14 protein-coding genes, 1 pseudogene and 1 other annotated feature are annotated in these 14,117 nt (G+C 59.5%); of the genes and pseudogenes, 5 read left to right on the forward strand and 10 right to left on the reverse strand.

Annotated elements, in window-relative coordinates:
• The gene (locus EEB11_RS17170; protein ID WP_135433470.1) at positions 1–963 is read right to left on the reverse strand and encodes a sugar-binding transcriptional regulator; all 963 of its coding nucleotides are present in this window, start codon (positions 961–963) and stop codon (positions 1–3) included.
• A gap of 74 nt (positions 964–1,037) precedes the next feature.
• Here EEB11_RS17170 and EEB11_RS17175 point away from each other — a divergent pair, with 74 nt between their 5' ends.
• Both EEB11_RS17175 and EEB11_RS17180 read left to right on the forward strand, forming a co-directional pair.
• Positions 1,038–2,588, forward strand: a complete 1,551-nt coding sequence (locus EEB11_RS17175) for an FGGY-family carbohydrate kinase (RefSeq protein WP_135433472.1) — start codon at positions 1,038–1,040, stop codon at positions 2,586–2,588.
• Entirely contained in the window at positions 2,585–3,244 is a 660-nt protein-coding gene (locus EEB11_RS17180) for a class II aldolase/adducin family protein (protein WP_135433474.1), read from the forward strand. Before EEB11_RS17175 ends, EEB11_RS17180 begins: the two co-directional genes overlap by 4 nt.
• On the opposite strand, the gene EEB11_RS17185 is transcribed toward EEB11_RS17180, so the two are convergent.
• From EEB11_RS17185 to EEB11_RS17200, 4 genes are all read right to left on the reverse strand, one after another.
• The gene (locus EEB11_RS17185) at positions 3,241–4,098 is read right to left on the reverse strand and encodes a carbohydrate ABC transporter permease (RefSeq protein ID WP_210134446.1); all 858 of its coding nucleotides are present in this window, start codon (positions 4,096–4,098) and stop codon (positions 3,241–3,243) included. The genes EEB11_RS17180 and EEB11_RS17185 overlap by 4 nt on opposite strands.
• Positions 4,095–4,922 carry a carbohydrate ABC transporter permease gene (locus tag EEB11_RS17190; RefSeq protein WP_167852787.1) on the reverse strand — a complete coding sequence of 276 codons (828 nt, stop codon included), beginning with the start codon at positions 4,920–4,922 and terminating at the stop codon, positions 4,095–4,097. The genes EEB11_RS17185 and EEB11_RS17190 overlap by 4 nt, the downstream gene beginning before the upstream one ends.
• A gap of 115 nt (positions 4,923–5,037) precedes the next feature.
• Positions 5,038–6,399: an ABC transporter substrate-binding protein gene (locus tag EEB11_RS17195; protein ID WP_135433478.1), complete on the reverse strand. Its 1,362-nt coding sequence runs from the start codon at positions 6,397–6,399 to the stop codon at positions 5,038–5,040.
• A gap of 33 nt (positions 6,400–6,432) precedes the next feature.
• Positions 6,433–7,488, reverse strand: a complete 1,056-nt coding sequence (locus tag EEB11_RS17200; protein WP_135433498.1) for an ABC transporter ATP-binding protein — start codon at positions 7,486–7,488, stop codon at positions 6,433–6,435.
• 139 nt (positions 7,489–7,627) lie between these two features.
• Between EEB11_RS17200 and EEB11_RS20370 the strand changes: the two are divergent.
• The 3 genes and pseudogenes from EEB11_RS20370 to EEB11_RS17210 all read left to right on the forward strand — a co-directional run.
• Positions 7,628–7,852: pseudogene (locus EEB11_RS20370) on the forward strand (MarR family transcriptional regulator); the annotation flags it as partial.
• A 27-nt stretch (positions 7,853–7,879) separates the two neighbouring features.
• Positions 7,880–8,827 carry an ROK family protein gene (locus EEB11_RS17205; RefSeq protein ID WP_167852784.1) on the forward strand — a complete coding sequence of 316 codons (948 nt, stop codon included), beginning with the start codon at positions 7,880–7,882 and terminating at the stop codon, positions 8,825–8,827.
• A gap of 153 nt (positions 8,828–8,980) precedes the next feature.
• The gene (locus tag EEB11_RS17210; protein ID WP_280950287.1) at positions 8,981–9,184 is read left to right on the forward strand and encodes an RES family NAD+ phosphorylase; all 204 of its coding nucleotides are present in this window, start codon (positions 8,981–8,983) and stop codon (positions 9,182–9,184) included.
• 139 nt (positions 9,185–9,323) lie between these two features.
• Here the strand turns inward: EEB11_RS17210 and EEB11_RS17215 are convergent, their stop codons facing one another.
• From EEB11_RS17215 to EEB11_RS17235, 5 genes are all read right to left on the reverse strand, one after another.
• Positions 9,324–10,625, reverse strand: a complete 1,302-nt coding sequence (locus tag EEB11_RS17215; RefSeq protein ID WP_135433484.1) for a M23 family metallopeptidase — start codon at positions 10,623–10,625, stop codon at positions 9,324–9,326.
• A gap of 64 nt (positions 10,626–10,689) precedes the next feature.
• Entirely contained in the window at positions 10,690–11,037 is a 348-nt protein-coding gene (locus EEB11_RS20375; RefSeq protein WP_135433486.1) for a TraR/DksA family transcriptional regulator, read from the reverse strand.
• Between the two features lie 4 nt (positions 11,038–11,041).
• Positions 11,042–11,920 (reverse strand): universal stress protein, encoded by an 879-nt coding sequence (locus EEB11_RS17225; protein WP_135433488.1) that lies wholly within the window; start codon positions 11,918–11,920, stop codon positions 11,042–11,044.
• Between the two features lie 14 nt (positions 11,921–11,934).
• Positions 11,935–13,425, reverse strand: a complete 1,491-nt coding sequence (locus EEB11_RS17230) for a SulP family inorganic anion transporter (protein WP_135433490.1) — start codon at positions 13,423–13,425, stop codon at positions 11,935–11,937.
• A gap of 69 nt (positions 13,426–13,494) precedes the next feature.
• Positions 13,495–13,550: a sequence feature (sul1 is cis-regulatory element that is thought to sense ions involved in sulfur or methionine metabolism; They are found in Alphaproteobacteria), on the reverse strand.
• Between the two features lie 99 nt (positions 13,551–13,649).
• Complete coding sequence (locus EEB11_RS17235; RefSeq protein ID WP_167852788.1) at positions 13,650–14,051, reverse strand: NYN domain-containing protein; 402 nt, start codon at positions 14,049–14,051, stop codon at positions 13,650–13,652.
• Positions 14,052–14,117: the final 66 nt, after the last annotated feature.

Below are 14,117 nucleotides of genomic sequence, written 5' to 3' on the forward strand. Positions count from 1 at the left end.
TTAACGCGCGATGTCGAGCAACTCGGTCGCGGTGTCAGCATCAGTGACCAGATGGGTGGCATAGCCCCCTGTCAGCACCGAATGCATCGGCACCACCTTTTCGGATCCGCAAGACACCAACAGCCCCATCTGCAACCCGCGCAGCCGGTCAAGCGTCATTCCCATCATCCGCCCGTCCATGGGGCCGGGCAGTGGCGATCCTTGGGCATCAATGAACCGTCCACACAATACACCCTTCGCCCCCGCCGCCTTGTAAACGTCCAGTTCTGCAAGGCTCGCGACTCCTGCGCCCACCACATGACTGTCAGGCAGGCACGATCCGGCCGCAAATATCGCCTTGGTGCAGGTGCCCAGCGTTGCCAACTGCGCCGCGATGATCGGCTCGGCCATCAGGATTCGGGCGTTTTCGGCATTGGACAGGATGACTGGTGCGAACAGATTAATGCATTCGGCAGACAGTTTCCGCGCAAGGTTGGTCGAACATGCCTCCGCAGTAAAGCCGAACGGGCTGGGGACCGAACCCACCAGTTGAAGCACCTTTACATCTTCGGTCTGGATCTGGCCCATGGCCTCGACCGTTTCGAACACAGTTTGGCCCCAAGCGATGCCCAGTCGATCTCCGGGTTCCAAAAGTGTTGGCAGCCATTCGGCCGCGGCACGCGCCACCCTTTTGAGCGTGCCCTCCACACCCGCGGCAGCAGGCGCGACATACGCGGCCTTCAATCCAAAACGGTCGCAAAGATCATGGGCGAGGCGGTGGCGGGTAAATGGTTCTTCGGCCAGAGATATACGCACAAGCCCCGAAGCCCTCGCCTCCTGAAGATAGGTGACCACGGTAGCGCGCGAGACCCCAAGCCGCGTCGCGATGTCATTCTGGTTAAGGCTGTCATGAAAATACAGCCATGCTGCCTCGATCACTGCATCCTCGCGGATGCCTCGTCCGGCGTTTCGGGGAGTGGCCATCAAAGTACCTGCCAAATTTTTTTGGGTTGTCCGCAACCCTGCCAAATGTCGAGCGCGGCAACAAGGGGGCCGTGATGACTGATCTGTTCGTTGGTCTGGATGCAGGTACCTCGACCATCAAGGCCGTGGCCTTCGATCTGACAGGACAGACAGTTGCAATGGCCCAACGGCGGAACTTGCATGATGTCGGACCAGATGGTGCCGTAACACAGGACATGCGGCGGACATGGGATGACTGCACCGCCGTCTTGCGCGGCCTCGGGGCAAAGGTGCCAGACTTTGCCGATCGGATTGCAGCGATCGGCGTTACCGGACAGGGGGACGGGTGCTGGATAATCGATGGGGCTGGCGATCCGGTAGGGCCGGGTTGGCTGTGGCTCGACGCTCGGGCAGCGGGGTTGGTTGCCGGCCTGCGAGGCGGCGAGGCCGAAGCCGTGCATTTCCGCACTACCGGCACCGCGCTGACCTCATGTCAGCAGGGTCCGCAACTCATGTGGATGCAGGCCCATGCTCCCGATTTGTTGGTCAGGGCGGCCACCGCATTTCACTGCAAGGATTGGCTGTTCTTTCGCATGACCGGCGTCCGCGCCACTGATCCGTGCGAAGCATGTTTCAGCTTTGGCGATTTCCGCACCCGCGCCTATGATGATGGTGTGATCGATGCGCTTGGCCTTGGTATCCTGCGCCACCTTTTGCCACCCATTCTTGACGGGGTGCGAACCGTCCTCCCACTGACGGCAGCTGCCGCAGCCGAAACGGGTCTGCGGACTGGGACGCCGGTTAGCCTTGGCTATCTGGATGCTGTCTGCACCGGCTTGGGCGCGGGCATCTTGGAGGGCGGGCAAGGTTTTGGCTGCACGATCCTCGGGTCCACAGGCGTGCACATGAAGGGGATGCGGGTAGAAGATGTCACTTTGCCCGCGCAGCCGACCGGATATGTAATGGTCATGCCGATACCGGGGATGGTTGCACAGATGCAGACCAACATGGCCGGAACACTCAATCTGGACTGGATGCTTGGACTGGCCGAGGGGCTGTTAAAGGGTCTGGACCAACCGGTGCCCGATCTGATTGAACGGCTGGACGGGTGGTTGGGCGATGCAAATCGCGGGCCTCTCTACCACCCCTACATCTCGGCGGCAGGAGAACGGGGGCCTTTTGTCGATGCGCATGCACGTGCCGGGTTTATTGGGCTTACAACGGAACATCGCTTTGTCGATCTGGTGGGCGCCGTCGCTGAGGGGTTGGGTTTGGCTGCCCGCGATTGCTATTCGGCCATGGGTGGTGTCCCGCCAGAGGTACGCCTGACCGGCGGGGCTGCCCGATCTGTCGCGTTGCGGCGCATTATGGCGGCGGCCCTCGGGGTGCCGGTTCGTCCAAGCTCGCGCGAAGAGGCTGGGGCCGCAGGCGCTGCCATGATTGGTGCCGTCGCCGTCGGGGCCTTCCCCGACATCCCAGCCGCCGTAGACTCGTGGGTCAGCCCTTGCCTTGGTCTGGCGTTGGAACCCGACGACGCGGCAAGGACTCGGCAGGACCGGCGATTTTCACATTATCTGCAAGCGCGCAGAACCCTTGCCCCCCTGTGGACCACGATGGCGAATGACAGCGAAAGGAACGAGAGATGACCGAATTCGAATTACGCGCGGATCTGGTGGCGCGGGCTAAGGAACTGGATGCCTCCGGTCTGAACCGTGGGGCATCTGGCAACCTTTCGGTGCGCTGCGGAACCCACATGCTGATCACGCCATCGGCGGTGCCTTATATTCAATTAACTGTCGACATGATTGCCGCCATGCCGTTGGAAGGCGATTACGGGGCATGGGAAGGGCCGCGAAAGCCGTCGACCGAGTGGCGCTTCCATTTGGACCTTATGCGCGCCCGGCCAGATATCGGTGCGGTTGTGCATACTCACGCGCCTTGGTGCACGGTGCTTGCGATTGCCCGCCAGCCGATCCCGGCGGTTCACTACATGATGGCAGCCTTTGGCGGGCCTGAAATTCCGGTCTGCGACTATGCCCGCTATGGCACGGAAGACCTTTCCACCCATGTGGTCACAGCGATGGAGGGGCGCGCGGGCTGTCTGATGGCCAATCATGGCATGCTGACAGCGGCCAATACGCTGACCCGCGCCTGCTGGCTGGCGCATGAGATGGAGGCTCTTGCGCACCAGCATTATCACACATTGCTGATTGGCGGCGGTCACATACTGACCGAGGCGCAGATCGCCGACGCCGCCACCGGCTTCGCCAGCTATGGGGTGCAAGACCGGACCGATTCCTAGCCCTTCACAGCACCCGCTGTCATCCCGCTGACAATGTAACGGTTTGCCGTCAGGGCGAACAGGATCACGGGCGCGATGACCAGCACCGCATAGGCCGCAATCACGCCGTATTCGGCACCGGCCTCGGCTCCGCCCAGAAACCGGGTGATCCCTACGGTCAACGGCTGCGCACTGTTGCCTGCAAGGAACAGCGCGAACAGATACTCGTTCCATGAGATGATGAACACAAGGATCGCCAGCGCAATCACCCCTGATCGCACAACCGGCAGCGAAACATGCCAGAACAGGTGCCAGGGGTTGCAGCCATCCACAATGCCAGCCTCTTCCAGCTCTTGCGGAACGGTGTCAAAAAACCCTACGAGCATCCAGGTGGCGAAAGGAATATGGATTGACAGATGGGCGAGCAGCAGACCGGTGCGCGACCCTGACAATCCGAGGTTCACGAATATCAGGAACAGCGGCAATGCCAGCACGACGTAGGGTATGAAGCGCATCGCCAGTACCCCGAACGACACCGCAGCTCGTGCCCGGCCCGAGATCTTGGTCAGCCCATAGGCCAGCGGCACGCAGACAACCAAAGTGATGACGACGGCACTGGCCGAGATGATCACCGAATTGGTAAAAAAGAACCAGAAATCGCCACGCGTGAAGGCTTGGGTGAAATTCTCAAGCGTGAAGTCGCGAAAAGTCAACAGGTCCATCGGGCTGCGAAACAGGGCTGTGCGGTTCAGGCTGGCCGCAATCAGCATGACAGGCGGCAAAAGCGAAATGACCAGCCATATCGCGAGCAAGGCGTGAATGATCCAGACGGCACCGCGCTTACGAAGTCTGGCTGACATCATGCGATTGGTCATGCCTTGTCTCCCAATGTGCGGCGGTAGAGAGTGATGTACAGCCAAGCGATCACCGCCATGATGAGGAACATCGAAAAGGCGATCGTATTGGCCATGCCCATGTCCTGATTGGCGATGCCCCGGTTATAGGCAAAGATCGACAAAACCGTGGTTGACCGGCCCGGCCCGCCGCCCGTCAGCGCCCAGATCATGTCAAACTCGCGAAAGGCGGATGTTATGATGATGATCGACACAAACAGGATATGCGGACGCAGGATTGGCAGCACGATATACCAAAGTGCCTGAAACGGCCCCGCGCCATCCACCCGCCCGGCCTCGTGCAATTCATCGGGGATGGTGGTCAGGGCCGCGTAAAACACCAGTACTGCGAGCGGGATCAGATGCCACGAATTGGTAATGATCGTGGCATACAGCGCGGTGTCCCGCTCCAAGAGCCAGAACGGCATCCCGCCGCCGAAATAGGAAGAGATCTGGTTTACGACGCCGAATTCCTGCTGCCAGATGAAAAACCGCCACGCAATGCCGCCGACCACAGGGGTCATTACAAAGGGAATGAGAAACAGCGCCATCCACATCGGCCGCAGTTTGACCTGACGCGCATTGAGCAGGAACGCGATTAGAATACCGAAACCAACCGACAGCACTACGCAGCCCAGCGTGAACAGTCCCGTGATCCGTAAGGCATTGACGAACAGCGGGTCTGCAAACGCCTTCCAGTAATTCTCAAGCCCAACGAACACCTGATTGTTGAAGTCATACAGAAATACCCGGTGCAACGAATAGCGCAGCCCCATGACCAGGGGCGTGCCTACGACGATCACCATCAAGATCAATCCCGGCAGGATAAACCACCAACCCCGTGTAAACTGTGCGCGTCTGCTAGACATGCGGTTCCCCCCGTAAATGCCCCGCGCCCTTTCAGGCGCGGGGGAATCATGCTTATTTCAGATAGCCCGCAGCCGTGAAGGCTTCAGTCATGCTGCTGACCCAGCGCTGCTGCGCCTGCTCACCGGTCAGATCGCCCGAGAAGACATCGGTAATGAATTCGGTTGTCCCGTTCCACATCACCGCGCCGTATTCAGGGATACCCTGACGGATAAAGACCTGTTGAAGAGTTTTCTCATAGGCGGGCAGGAAGTTCGCATAGTAGGGCTTGAGGTTGCGCAACTCATCGCTGGCGAAATGCCCGGTAGTCGAGAATTGCTCGGACTGCTTGCCCCACTCGATTTCCTGATCCTGAAGCATCCATTTCAGGAACTTGAAGGCCTCTTGCTGGTTCGGCGTGTCAAAGACGAACACACCGCCCCCACCAAGGAAGGGCACGCCCTGCTCATAGCCTTTCAGATTGCCTTCCCACTGGGGCAACGCGGCATAAAGCGTGTTGCCGGCCGCCTTGCCGCCCTCGGCCTCTACCGTGCCAAGACCCTGCGGCCACATAACTGCGGTCGCGAGATGCCCGTCGCGGAACATTTCCAACCCCTCGAGGAAGCCCCAGTTCTGGGCTTCACGCGGTGCAGTGTTCTGCGCCATGTGGGTAAACCAGTTTGCGGTTTCCAGTAGAATAGGGTTGTCAATATCAGGCTTGAAATCCGCACCCCAGCCAGCCAGACCAGCCGAATACAGAACCACGATATAGCTGCGGGTGATCCCCGCCCCTGCGCCAAGCGCATCCGCCCAACCATAGAGCGGACGTTCAAGCGTTTCGCCGGCCGCCATCGCACCAGCCGGCCGGGTGAAGAATTCGGCCACGTCACGCCACTCGGCATAGGTCGCCGGCACGGTCAGATCGCGCCCGTATTTCTCCTTAAAGGCTGCCTGCTCGTCGGGATGCTCGAACAGATCTTGCCGGGCAATCATCATCGGCGCCGCAGGCGTCGTCGGTACGGCGATGATTTCACCGGGGCGTGCATCCGACTTCATATGGCTTTCGACGATCAGCGGCGGATATTTTGACACGTCAAAACCGGTCGACTCGATCAGCGGAGTCAGATCGACGACGTGGTCCTTGAAGGTGCCAAACCAGCCGGGGCTGTGATAACCCAGATCCCAGCGACCGGTCTTGCCAATCGCCTCGATCGACATCTGGTCGCGCAACTGGTTGGGGGGCAGGATTTCCCCGATCACCTTGATGCCGGTTTCGGCCTCATATTTTGGTGCGAAATAGTTCACGACGGCGTCCGCCTCTGCGCCGGGGTGCAGCGCCCAGCGGATTGTGACGTCCTGCGCCGTTGCAGTTGTCGCCAAGCCAAAGCCAAGGGCTAGTCCCCCGGCGATGGCAGCACGTCTGGTTGGTCCGGTCATGTTGTTCCTCCTCTGGTTTGTTTGTCCCGACGCCTAGTTCAGCCGGGTTTGGGTCGTAGGGTCGAAAAGGTGCATCCTCCCGGGCAAAGGGGTCATCGCAATCGCCTGACCATGCTTGAGGCTATGACGCTCGCGGAAGACGGCTGTCATCTGCTGACCCGCCAGCCGGGCTCCCACATGCAGCTCTGCCCCGGTGGGTTCCACCAATGTCACCTCGGCGCGCAGGCCGTGATCTGACAAGACCAATTCTTCGGGGCGCAAACCGACGATGACTTGCAGGCCCTCGGCCAACGAAGTCCCTTCCGGCACTTGCAGACTCTGGCCGTCGGCGAGGCGCAAGGCACCGTCAGTCACGGTTGCGGCAAAGAAATTCATCGAAGGCGAGCCGATGAAACCCGCCACAAATAGATTTGACGGACGGTCATAGAGTTCCAACGGCGCACCGGCCTGTTTGACCACACCGTCATGCATGACCACTATCATGTCCGCCATCGTCATGGCCTCGATCTGGTCGTGGGTCACGTAAACGGTGGTTACCTTCAGGCGTTGATGCAACTCCTTTATCTCAGCCCGCATCTGCACGCGCAATTTGGCATCAAGGTTCGACAACGGCTCGTCAAACAGGAACACCTGCGGATTGCGAACGATCGCGCGCCCCATCGCGACACGCTGACGCTGACCGCCGGACAATTGCCGCGGAAACCGGTCGAGCAGCGGGGTGAGATTCAGGATTTCTGCAGCCCGGCCGACGCGCAATGCAATGTCTGCCGTTTCTGCGCGCGCAAGCTTGAGCGCAAAGCCCATGTTTTGCGCCACCGTCATGTGGGGGTAGAGCCCGTAGTTTTGGAACACCATTGCGATGTCGCGGTCCTTCGGGGCCATGTCATTGACCTCGGTCCCGCCAATCAGAATTTGGCCACCTGTCACATCCTCCAGCCCGGCAATGATGCGCAGCAGAGTGGATTTACCGCAGCCCGACGGGCCGACCAACACAACAAAGGCGCCATCCGCGATTTCGACATTGATGCCGTGGATTACTTGGGTTTCCCCAAAGGTTTTCTCGACATTGCGGATGCTGACACCAGCCATACGCCACCCCCCTCCCAAGTTGTTGCGATCGGATAGTACGTCCGTTTGCGCTAACAGGTCAACATAAATCAGACTTGTTGACATAATGGCCAAAACCAAGCCCTATCGGGAGCATCGTCCCTTTTATGACATCCTTGCCATGTTCAAACGCACCCGTCGCAACGATTTAGGCCCGACCTCTCGCCGGGGAGCGGGGCCGGAGTCTTTGCGCGCGCACAATGAGCGGTTGATTTTGGGCATGTTGCACAGCGCCGGCGCTCTGAGCGCCGCTGACCTCGCCCGCCGGTCTGGCTTGTCGGCGCAGGCGGTCTCGGTAATTTTGCGAGCCCTGTCCGCCGAGAGGCTGATCTTGCGGGGCAATCCGACGCGGGGCAGGGTGGGGCAACCCTCAGTGCCGATTTCGATCAATCCAGATGGCAATTATGTGCTGGGTTCCAAGATCGGGCGGCGGAGCGCTGATCTGGTCTTGCTGGGCCTTGATGGCAAGACCCGAGCGCACAAGCGACTGCCCTATGCCTGGCCGGATCCTGTAGTCGTCCTCCGCTGGCTTGAGGATACGACCGTTGCTTTTCGCGCCACGGTGCCGACCGTGGCAGGCTTGGGTATCGCGTTGCCGTCGCGGTTGTGGGACTGGGCTGAAGAAGTGCCCGAAGGCCAGATCGCCATGCAAGCTTGGCGTGATATCGACTTGGTCGCGACTTTTGGTGCAACCGGGCTACCCGTCATGGTAGTCAACGATGGTGCTGCGGCCTGTGCGGCTGAAATGACCTTCGGCACGTTACCGCATGGAGACGAGGTTCTGTATGTTTTTGTCGGAACGTTCATCGGAGGCGGGCTCGCGTCCCGGGGCAGCCTTGTGCTGGGCGCATCGGGCAATGCGGGGTCGTTTGGATCCGTGCTCGTGCAAGGGTCGGATGGCGTGGTGCAACAGCTGATCGATGTAGCGTCGCTGATCGGTTTGGAACGCGCATTACGCGCAAAAGGGCAGACGGCCGAGGTTCTGCGACTTGAGCCTACACAAGCAACGCTGTCCAACCCATTAGTGGACAGATGGATCACGCAGGCGGCGCACGGTATTGCTCAGGCTATGATCTCTGCCGTTGCCACCACCGACAGCCGGCTTGTGATCGTAGATGGGGCAATGCCCGCAGAGATCCTTGACGTGCTGGTGGCACGGGTTGCGGCCTTCATGCCCCGCTATCCCCTTGCCGGAATCGACGTGCCGACCATCCAACGTGGAACGATCGGTCCTTTGGCGCGGGCAATTGGGGCTGCCTCTGTGGTGTTGAACGAACGCTTTCTGGCTTGGCCAGCCGATATAAAGGGGCAGGCTGCGTAACGCGCATTTGCGATTCTGGCACTGAGACCGAATTAATGATATCGCCTCATGGACGCTGATTAGACGTTGCCTCGCGCTGATGATGTGACCGTTCTCCTTTGTGGATCAGCTTAGACCCAACTTGGCACATCGATACCATGGGGAAACTGTCACATCGTTAGAGCCTATGCCGCCACCCAGATCATCGCGGAGGTGTTCAGAAGCGAAGGATTTGACGGCATGATCTACAAGAGCGCGTTTGCCGAAAAGGGGTACAACATCGCGCTGTTCGACCTCGACGCTGCCCTGCAGACAGAGTCATACCTATATCAGGTGCAAAAGGCCGCTTTCGAGTTCAGGGAGCTCAACCTCGAATAATCTGAAACTTGGCGGCAGGTTCTACTGAACTGGTGCCTCCGTGGCGTCCGAGGATACGCTTGCAATTTGACAACATGATTTTCAAACAGCCGGGAAAGTCACAAGGTCATTCGTTACCCAAACCCCCGACACGAAAGACTCAGCCGCCCTGATCCTGGCTCCCCGGAAGGTTCGTTGCCAACACTCGGGTCAGTTTGCTCCGTGCTTCAACAAGCAGCATCTGCATGGACTGCATGTCCAGATGTTCTGCCGAGTTTTGTCCGAGCCTGTCATCCGCAAGCGGCGGCACGGGTGTGCCATTTACAATGATCTCATAGTGCAGATGCGGGGCGGTCGATGTCCCTCTCGATCCAACACGGCCAATTTCTTCGCCTGCAGCAATTCTTTGGCCGACTGAGATTGCCTCGCTGGCGGCGCTCAGATGGGCGTAAATCGTGGGAACATTCTCAGGATGGTCGATTTCGACCATAAGGCCATATCCGCTGCGGAGTCCAACAAACGCAAGGGTACCGGACTGCGTGGCGTGCACTGGTGACCCAAACTCGGCTGCGAAATCCACGCCGCTGTGCATCCTCACGCCACCGTGGACCGGATGCTCCCGCATCCCAAACGATGAGCTCAGACGTGCACCGGGGATCGGTTGATCGAACACCCGAATGATCTGATTGTCCTTGTAGATTATGGCGTGACTGGACTGGTCACCCGGCCAGATCACTTCGAAGCGCACTGCGCCAAGATCTATTTCCGCATAGTCTATCGTGGGCACTCCGATCACCTCGTCGCCCAACCGGTTCTCGCGCCATACGATGCGCAAGCGCTCGCCGCCATTAACTGCCCGTCGGAGGTCGAGGGTTCCGTCCAGGATTAGTTCAAGGTCTGAGGCAAACCTCGTCGGGATGCTGGCGGTCTCCAAGGCCGCGTAGATCGACGAGGCAATCTCTGCCTCACCAGCGCGGGTCACAGTCTCCAGTTCGGGGAGTATCGTCCGGACAGATGGGGTGCCATCAAGTGTCGCGTAAACACGCAATCCTTTCTCGACCTCGAGCATCGCGCTCCAGACCTTTCCGTCCGCCATTATCTTCAAGGTAAGGCGGTACCCGGGCTGAAGACGCCGCAGATCGTATTCCGACCCGATCACGCGGGACAACTCAGATCGGACGGAAGCGTCAACACCCGCCTCAGTGAGTAGAATATCGAGGCTTCCGCCTGGACGAATGGTGCCGGACCAGGAGATCAGCGCGTCCGGCGTTGTGCCATTCCATTGATTACTCCGGGGATTTGCATCCGGTCTGTCACTGGCTGTGACATCTGGAACATGCTTTTCTGGAACGCGTGCCGCAAGACTGGAGATTTGTAGCTTCGACTGATCGTTCTCCCGAACTGCAAGAGTCACCAAGAGGCAAACAGCAGCGAACAGAGCTGTCCAGTACCTCAACTTCATACAGTTTTCTCCATGCTGTTGTCACGGCGGATCGCCGATGCAAACCCACATCGCGTTGGCCGTTTTACTTGGCGCATGCCCGGCAGCGCATGATCGTCGGATCAAGCTCGAGGCGTTTTTCGCCGATGAACTCACCGCAGGCGTCGCACCAGCCGAAGTGCTCTCCCTCAAGGCGCTGGAGCGCGGCTTCAAGTGCGCGAATGCGGCCATTCCGGCGTGCATCCAAGGCTGTGGCCATGGCCTGCTGCTGCATGGCGTCCATCCGGCTGAGCCGACCCACGCTTTGCTGGTCCAGTTCGACGGGCTTGCGATGCTCGATGGTGGCGCCGGAAGCCTCGTGCAGTTCGTCTAGTTCCTCCCGCAGGCGCGGAAGGAACCGTGATCTAAGCTGTTCTGGTGTCGGCTCGCTCATGCGCTCAGCGCATCAGCACGACGGGCACCTTGCATGACCTGATCATCGCTGTGGTGGTTGATCCGATGATCAGGCTGCGGATGCGGCTGTGGCCATAGGCGCCCATGACCAGCATGTCGAACTGCGCCTCTTCCACCAGCTTGCCAAGCGCGGTTTCGGGCTGGCCGGGCAGCACAGAGGTTTCCGCCTCAATCCCCGCCGACTTCAGCATCGCTTTTGCATTGTCGAGACCCTTGATCACTTCGGGCGAGCTACTGCCCACGGTCACGACATGCACGGCCAGCCCTTGGAACAGCGGGCTGCGGGCAATGTGGTCGATGGCTTTCATTGCTGATGCGCCACCGTCATACGCGACCAGCACCTTGGAAATCGGCTTGAACGCACGGGAGGCGACAAAGACCGGCTTGTGGCTTGCCCGCACGATGCGTTCGAGGTTCGACCCGAGGTGTCCTTTGGCAAAGTCCGCATCCTCGCCACGCTTGCCGATGATGATGACGCGCGCATCCGCTTCCACTTCGGCCACGGCTTCCACCACATCGCCGTGGCGCAGGCGGGTGCTGATGTCAGTCACCCCACCCTTTACTAAAATGGCGCTGGCATCCTCCAGAATGGCCCGGCCCTTGTGACTCATCAGCTTGGACCGCTGTGCATCCAGTTCTGCCAATTCGTTCAGGAGCGCGGTGCGTGCTCCGAGCTTGATTGCACCGGAGCGGTCATGCGTATCAGAAGCCTCGCGGCGACCAAGGACATGGATCAGCTCCACAGGAGCCTCGGTGCGCTGCGAAATCCAGGCGGCATGGTCGCAGACGCTGGCAGAGTAGATGGAGCCGTCCACGAGGGCGACGATCTTTCCCGCGATGGTGGTCTGTGTCTGTTGGGTCATGGTCTTTCCCTCCCTTAATGCGACATCAGCTGATCCATCGCGCCCGGCTTGTCATGGATGGCAAGTTTGTCGACGATGGTTTCAGTGGCCGCGTTCATTCCAACGATCTCGACCTCGGCCCCGTCGCGGCGGAACTTCAGCACTGCCATGTCCAGGGCCTGAACGGATGAAATGTCCCAGATGTGGGCAAGACTGACGTCGATGACGACCTTGTCCAAGGCTTCCTTGAAGTCGAAGGCGTTCATGAAGTCCTCGACAGAGCCATAGAACAGCTGACCCTCTACGATGTAGGTCCGCACGCGGCCGTCCTTCGAGATGCTGGTTGTGACGTTGAATAGCTGTGCGATCTTGCCTGCGAAGAAGATGCCCGACAGCAGCACGCCAACCAGCACGCCGATGGCAAGGTTGTGGGTGTAGACCACGGTTACCACCGTCGCGACCATCACGATCGAAGACGACCGGGGGTGCAGGCGAAGGTTCTTGATCGATGACCAAGAGAAGGTGCCGACTGAGACCATGATCATGATCGCCACCAGGGCGGCCATCGGGATCTGACTGACGAGGTCGCCAAGCACAACGACCATAAACAGCAGGTAGACGCCTGCCGCGAACGACGACAGGCGTCCACGGCCGCCGGATTTCACGTTGATGATCGACTGGCCGATCATTGCACAGCCTGCCATGCCGCCAATGAACCCGGTCGCGGTGTTCGCGATGCCTTGGCCGATACACTCCTGATTCCGGTTTGACTTGGTGTCGGTCAGATCATCGACGATGTTCTGTGTCATCAGGCTTTCTAGAAGACCCACCACGGCAACCGCCACCGAATAGGGCAGGATGATCATCAGGGTTTCAAATGTCAGCGGAATCTGCGGGATCAGAAAAATCGGCAGCGTATCGGGCAGCGCCCCCATATCGCCCACCGTGCGGACGTCCCAGCCAAAGATCATGACCAACCCGGTCAACACCACGATTGTGACCAAAGGCGACGGGATTGCCTTGGTCAGCAGTGGGAACAGGTAGATGATCGCCAGCCCTGCTGCCACCAGCACATAGGTCAGCCAGGTGACCAGTCTCGGGTCGAGTTCGGTCAACTGCGCCATGAAGATCAGGATGGCCAACGCATTCACAAAGCCGGTCATCACCGACTTCGAGACGTAGCGCATCACAAAGCCCAGCTTGAATATGCCCGCCGCAATCTGGATCAGCCCGGCAAGAACGGTCGCCGCGAGCAGGTATTGCAGCCCGTGGTCCTTGACGAGCGTGATCATCAGCACGGCGGTGGCCGCCGTTGCGGCCGAGATCATGCCCGGACGTCCGCCCGTAAAAGCGATCAGCACAGCAATGGAAAAGCTGGCGTAAAGACCGACCTTCGGGTCGACCCCCGCAATAATCGAAAATGCGATGGCTTCGGGGATCAGGGCAAGCGCCACAACAATCCCTGCTATCAAATCGCCACGGATATTCCCGAACCATTGTTCGCGGTAAGCGTCGAGTGAAATCATGTAAATGTGTTCCTGAACGACGAAGGGCCGTACCGGCCACGCGTCGAGATTTGATCTGTTGTCGGTTCAGGTGGTCTGGCGGATCAGCGGCCAGAATAGCCACCCGGGCTTGCACCGGGTCCATGCTTTTCTCGGTCCTGTTAGCCGCAAACATGCCTCTTTGGCAACCCGAAACCTGCGAGGGACTTCTGCACTGCGGCATGAACCGCGCCAGACGCCCGTTTTTAGTCAGATCCAAGGAAGAATCGCTCGTCTTCATTCAGGTCGATAAACTCCTCGGCAAGGTCGACCAGTGGCGGCGGGGGCGCAATGCTGGCAGGCACTGCTAGGCTGGATATCAGCGTCACCGGCACGTCCATTTTCTCCAACCGGGTGAGCAGCGGGATAAGCTTGGCGTCTCCCGCCACGATCACGAGGGACGCCCCGTCATGCGCTGCCTCCATGGCGTCGACCGCAAGCTGGATCAGGTTGGAACCGTAGCGTTCACGCTGATACCACGGCCGTGCAAAATCCTGTGATCCTCGCGTTTCGATGCCGTGCCGCTCCAACCATTCAAAGAACCGTTGAAGTCGGTGATGTTCATCTAGGTCGCGGGCATCACGATAGTAGATTGCCGTGGCAGGCACCGCCTCTGTTCCGAAGGATGCCTTGTGAGCTACCCCCCGAAGATCGGACAGTGACGGAAGCTACGA

Source organism: Pseudotabrizicola sediminis, from assembly GCF_004745575.1.
Classification (GTDB): domain Bacteria; phylum Pseudomonadota; class Alphaproteobacteria; order Rhodobacterales; family Rhodobacteraceae; genus Pseudotabrizicola; species Pseudotabrizicola sediminis.

Bases quoted from the DNA above. Each gene is read 5' to 3' on its own strand.
- EEB11_RS17175 (WP_135433472.1), top strand. From the start codon at position 1,038: ATGACTGATCTGTTCGTTGGTCTGGATGCAGGTACCTCGACCATCAAG.
- EEB11_RS17190 (WP_167852787.1), bottom strand. From the start codon at position 4,922: ATGGTGATCGTCGTAGGCACGCCCCTGGTCATGGGGCTGCGCTATTCG.
- EEB11_RS17230 (WP_135433490.1), bottom strand. From the start codon at position 13,425: ATGATTTCACTCGACGCTTACCGCGAACAATGGTTCGGGAATATCCGT.
- EEB11_RS17200 (WP_135433498.1), bottom strand. From the start codon at position 7,488: ATGGCTGGTGTCAGCATCCGCAATGTCGAGAAAACCTTTGGGGAAACC.
- EEB11_RS17215 (WP_135433484.1), bottom strand. From the start codon at position 10,625: ATGAAGTTGAGGTACTGGACAGCTCTGTTCGCTGCTGTTTGCCTCTTG.
- EEB11_RS17185 (WP_210134446.1), bottom strand. From the start codon at position 4,098: ATGACCAATCGCATGATGTCAGCCAGACTTCGTAAGCGCGGTGCCGTC.
- EEB11_RS17180 (WP_135433474.1), top strand. From the start codon at position 2,585: ATGACCGAATTCGAATTACGCGCGGATCTGGTGGCGCGGGCTAAGGAA.
- EEB11_RS20375 (WP_135433486.1), bottom strand. From the start codon at position 11,037: ATGAGCGAGCCGACACCAGAACAGCTTAGATCACGGTTCCTTCCGCGC.
- EEB11_RS17195 (WP_135433478.1), bottom strand. From the start codon at position 6,399: ATGACCGGACCAACCAGACGTGCTGCCATCGCCGGGGGACTAGCCCTT.
- EEB11_RS17170 (WP_135433470.1), bottom strand. From the start codon at position 963: ATGGCCACTCCCCGAAACGCCGGACGAGGCATCCGCGAGGATGCAGTG.
- EEB11_RS17225 (WP_135433488.1), bottom strand. From the start codon at position 11,920: ATGACCCAACAGACACAGACCACCATCGCGGGAAAGATCGTCGCCCTC.